Below are 4990 nucleotides of genomic sequence, written 5' to 3' on the forward strand. Positions count from 1 at the left end.
GCGCGGGGCCCTTCTTCGTATGTTCAGAACCAGGCGCTCTCGCGGACCTCGCGCATGGCGATCTTGCGGGTCTCCGGTTCGAGACGCGTCAGGAACAGCTTGCCGTCGAGGTGATCGGTCTCGTGCTGCAGCGCCTGGGCGAGCAGCCCCTCGCCCTCGAGCACCACGGTCTCGCCGTCGAGGTCGATGCCCTCGACGCGCGCCCACGGGTAGCGCTGGGCATCGTGCCAGAGGCCGGGAACCGAGAGGCATCCCTCCCCCGTCGGCTGCGGCTCACCGCGCACCTCGGTGAGGACGGGGTTGAGCACGTACCCGATGTCGCCGTCGATGTTGTAGCTGAAGGCGCGGAGCGCGACACCGATCTGCGGGGCGGCGACGCCGGCACGTCCGGGGAGTTCGACGGTGTCGACGAGGTCCGCCACGAGTGCCCGCACACCGTCGTCGATCTCGTCGATCGGTGCGCAGACGCTGCGCAGAACCGGGTCGCCGAAGATGCGGATCTCACGAACCGCCATCAGGCAGCCTTCGCCCGCAGGCCCTCGACCAGCAGTGCCGCCAGCTCTCGGGCGGCGATCCGGGTCTCCGGGAGCAGGTTCGCGAACACGATCGTCCCTCCACCCGCGATCTGCGGGTCGTAGGGGACACGGACGACGCTGCGGGCACGGGTGGCGAAGTGCGCCTGGAGTTCGTTCAGTCGCACCAACGGGGTTCCCGGCGTCGACTGGTTGAGAACCACGATCGCGTCGCGCGCCTGCTCCGCATAGCCGTTGGTCTCGAGCCAGGTGAGGGTCTCGGAGGCCAGCCGGGCCTCGTCGACGCTGAGTCCGGAGACGATGACGATCTGATCCGCGAGGTCGAGGGTCGCCGACATCACCGAGTGGACGATGCCGGTTCCGGTGTCCGTGAGGACCAGAGAGTAGTAGTGCGCGGCGACACCGGCGACGTCACGGTAGTCGCTGTCGCTGAAGGCCTCGGCGATGCGCGGGTCGGAGTCGGAGGCGAGCACGTCGAGTCGTGTCGCGTCCCTGGCGACGATGGCCGAGATGTCGTGGTATCCCTTGACGTCGTCATGGATGCGGACGAGGTCGCGCACGGACTTGCTGTGGTGCGGACGCACGATGCGCTCCGCGAGCGTGCCCCGATCGGGGTTGGCGTCGACAGCGATCACGCGATCCTCGCGTGCGTCGGCGAGAGCCATACCGAGCAGCGCGGTGATCGTCGTCTTGCCGACTCCCCCCTTGCGCGAGAGCACCGGGACGAACCGCGCTCCGCCGGCGAGCGGAGCGGCGATCCGCGCCGACAGGGCCTTGCGCTCGCGCGCACGGCGCCCGTCTCCGATGTTGATGCGCCGCCCGGAGACGGCATAGAGGAAGTGGCTCCACGCGCCTTCCGGTTCGGGCTTCGCGAGCCGGTGCGGGTCGAGCAGCCGGTCGGCGGTCAGCAGGTCAGCCGACTCCCTCGAGGCATCGCCCAGGTCGTCCAGACGTTTGGACGTGAGCGTGACGTCGACGCGCGGAGCGGGTCGGACGGGCTGGGAGGCGACGGACTTGTTCTCATCGGGAGTGGACACGGAGCTGTTCTCCTTCTCGACGGACGCTCGGGCGGGCACGGACGCAGCGGGCGCCGGTGCAGCGGGCGCCGGTGCGGCATCGGCCTTCGCTCTGGCGAGGAAGCGTTCCGCCGTGGCCGCCTCTTCGGACTGCTCGTCGTCGTCCGGCGTAGCGACGAGCGCGGTGGCGTCGGGCTCTTCGATGACCACGGCATCGATGATGTTCTCCGAACGCGGATGGACCAGCGGAGGCGAGGACACCGGGGCCTCGTCGATCGCGGCGGCGTGGACGACCGCCGACTCGACGACCTCGGCCTCGGGCTCGGGCTCGTCGACCGCGGGCTTCTCGACCGCGGTCTCGTCGACCCCTCTCGCCGGACGCCCGAGATCTTCGACCTTCTTCGGAGCCGGGACCGGGGTCGGGGTCTTCGCCGCTGCCTTCTGCTTCTTCGGCTTCTTCGCGGGGGCCGCACGCTCGGTCGGAGCGGCGGTAGCCTCCACGGCGGGCTCCCCCGAGGCCAACGGCTTCGCCGCGGACGCGCGCGCCACCGCGGGCTGCACGGCAGCGGGAGGGTCGATCACGAGGTCGCCGACCACCTCTCCCTCGACGACCCCGTCGTCGGTGAGGTCGTCATCCTCGTCCTTGGGCAGCGTCACGCTGACCTGCGCGGTCCCACCGAGGATGCCGATGCCGGCCGTGTCGAGTGACGCGGCTTCATCGAGCACCCCCAGCGGGCTCTCGTCGGGGTCAGTGATGTTCTTCGGTGTCACGATCTCGCTCCCAGCCTGTGCGGGCCTCGGGTATGCGCACATGGTGCGCAGGCCTCGCCCGCACAAGGTTAGTGCGCGGGGCGGATCACGACCAAAAGATCTCCGGCATCCACCTGCTGCGTCTCGGCGATCGCATGGCGCTCGATGACGCCGTCGACGGGCGCGGTGATGGCCGCTTCCATCTTCATCGCCTCGATCGACGCGACCGGCTCCCCGGCCCGCACTGCGGCGCCGACTTCGGCCTTCAGAGTCACGACGCCCGAGAACGGAGCCGCGACCTGCCCGGGAACAGAGGTGTCCGCCTTCTCCACCTCGTGCGCGTCGACGACGATCGAGCGATCGCGCACGAACACGGGGCGGAGCTGTCCGTTGAGCGTCGTCATCACGGTCCGCATGCCCTTGTCGTCCGCTTCACCGATCGCTTCGATACCGACGTAGAGCTGCACTCCCCGATCGATCTCGATCATGTGCTCCTGCCCTGCGACCAAGCCGTAGAGGTAGTCGCTGGTGTCGAGCACGGAGAGATCGCCGAAGAGCTCACGGCGCTGCGCGAATTCCGCGGTCGGTCCGGGGAACAGCAGGGTGTTCAGTCGTGTCCGCCGCTCGGCGCTGGTTCCGGCGAGTGCTGCCTCGTCCTCCGAGGTGATCTCCGTGAGACCGAGCCGCACCGAGCGTCCGGCGAGAACCTTCGTCCGGAAGGGCTCCGGCCACCCGCCGGGCAGATCGCCCAGCTCGCCCGCCATGAAGCCGACGACCGAATCCGGCACGTCGTACTTCTCCGGATTGGCCTCGAAGTCGGCGGGATCCGCCTTCACGGCTGCGAGGTGAAGGGCCAGGTCGCCGACCACCTTGGAGGAGGGAGTCACCTTCGGCACGCGTCCCAGGATCCGGTCGGCGGCTGCGTACATGTCCTCGATGAGCTCGAAGTCGTCCGCGAGGCCCAGAGCCTTCGCCTGCTGACGCAGATTCGAGAGCTGACCGCCGGGGATCTCGTGGTGGTAGACGCGCCCCGTCGGCCCCGGAAGCCCGGACTCGAACGGAGCGTACGCCCGACGCACCGCTTCCCAGTAGGGCTCGAGGTCGGACACTCCGTCGAGCGAGATCCCGCTGTCCCGCTCGGTGTGCGCGAGAGCTGCGACGAGCGAAGACAGGGACGGCTGGCTCGTGGTGCCGGACAGAGGTGCCGACGCCGCATCCACGGCATCGACGCCGACGGCGCTGGCTGCGAGGAGCGTGGCCAGCTGACCACCCGGAGTGTCGTGCGTGTGCAGATGCACCGGGAGGTCGAACCGCTCACGCAGCGCTGCGACGAGCTTCGCCGCGGCCGCCGGGCGCAGCAGGCCCGCCATGTCCTTGATCGCGATGATGTGCGCGCCCGCCTCGACGATCTGGTCGGCCAGCTTCAGGTAGTAGTCGAGCGTGTAGAGGTCTTCTGCGGGGTCGAGCAGGTCGCCGGTGTAGCAGAGCGCCACCTCGGCGACAGCCGTGCCCGTCTTGCGGACGGCCTCGATCGCCGGTCGCATCTGCTCCACGTCGTTGAGCGCGTCGAAGATGCGGAAGATGTCGACGCCACTGGCAGCCGCCTCCGCGACGAACGCCTCGGTGACCGCCGTCGGGTAGGGCGTGTAGCCGACCGTGTTGCGGCCGCGCAGCAGCATCTGGATCGCGACGTTCGGCAATGCGGCACGCAGCTTGTCGAGCCGCTCCCACGGGTCCTCACCCAGGAACCGCAGGGCGACGTCGTAGGTCGCGCCGCCCCAGGCCTCGACGGACAGCAGGCCGGGAGTCAGCCGCGCCAGGTAGGGAGCGGCGGCGACGAGGTCCTTCGTGCGGACCCGGGTCGCCAGGAGGGACTGGTGCGCATCCCGGAAGGTGGTGTCGGTGATCGCCAGTGCGGTCTGCTCGCGGAGGCTGCGGGCGAAGCCCTCCGGCCCGAGTTCGAGGAGCCGCTGACGAGAGCCTGCCGGCGGCTCCGCGGTCAGATCGACCGTCGGCAGCTTCGACGAGGGATCGATCACACCCGGGTGGGCGCCGTGCGGCTTGTTGACGGTGACATCGACCAGCCAGTTCAAGTACTTCGTCCCACGGTCCTTCGACACCCGGCCGCGCAGAAGCTCGGGCCGCTCGTCGATGAACGAGGTGCTCACATCGCCCGCGATGAATGCGTCGTCTTCCAGCAGTGCCTGCAGGAAGGGGATGTTGGTGGAGACCCCGCGGATGCGGAATTCCGCCAGGGCGCGACGCGCTCGGGCGACGGCGGCGGGGAAGTCGCGACCACGGCAGGTCAGCTTCGCCAGCATGGAGTCGAAGTGCGGGCTGATCTGTGCCCCCTGGTGCACGGTTCCGCCGTCGAGACGGATGCCGGCGCCACCGGGCGAGCGGTAGGTCGTGATCTTCCCGGTGTCGGGACGGAAGCCCTGCGTCGGGTCCTCCGTCGTGATCCGGCACTGCAGCGCCGCGCCACGCAGATGCAGATTCTCCTGCTGCAGGCCCAGGTCGGCGAGGGTCTGCCCGGACGCGATGCGCATCTGGCTCTGCACGAGGTCGACGTGGGTCACCTCCTCGGTGACCGTGTGCTCCACCTGGATGCGCGGGTTCATCTCGATGAAGACGACCTCGCCCGTGCGCTCCCCCGCCGTCTCGAGCAGGAACTCGACCGTGCCGGCGTTC

3 protein-coding genes are annotated in these 4990 nt (G+C 69.5%); all 3 read right to left on the bottom strand.

The annotated features are described in order from the left end of the window. Nucleotides 1–23: 23 nt before the first annotated feature. A complete protein-coding gene (gene def / locus ACNPM4_RS05925; protein WP_448985047.1) occupies nucleotides 24–515 on the bottom strand; it encodes a peptide deformylase in 492 nt (163 codons plus the stop codon). Continuing rightward, nucleotides 515–2320 (bottom strand): MinD/ParA family ATP-binding protein, encoded by a 1806-nt coding sequence (locus ACNPM4_RS05930; protein ID WP_448985048.1) that lies wholly within the window; start codon nucleotides 2318–2320, stop codon nucleotides 515–517. The genes def and ACNPM4_RS05930 overlap by 1 nt, the downstream gene beginning before the upstream one ends. A gap of 68 nt (nucleotides 2321–2388) precedes the next feature. Continuing rightward, the coding region (locus ACNPM4_RS05935; protein ID WP_448985049.1) for a pyruvate carboxylase at nucleotides 2389–4990 on the bottom strand (2602 nt) is incomplete at its 5' end.

The organism is Microbacterium umsixpiens, from assembly GCF_053543675.1.

Bases quoted from the DNA above. Each gene is read 5' to 3' on its own strand.
- def (WP_448985047.1), bottom strand. From the start codon at position 515: ATGGCGGTTCGTGAGATCCGCATCTTCGGCGACCCGGTTCTGCGCAGC.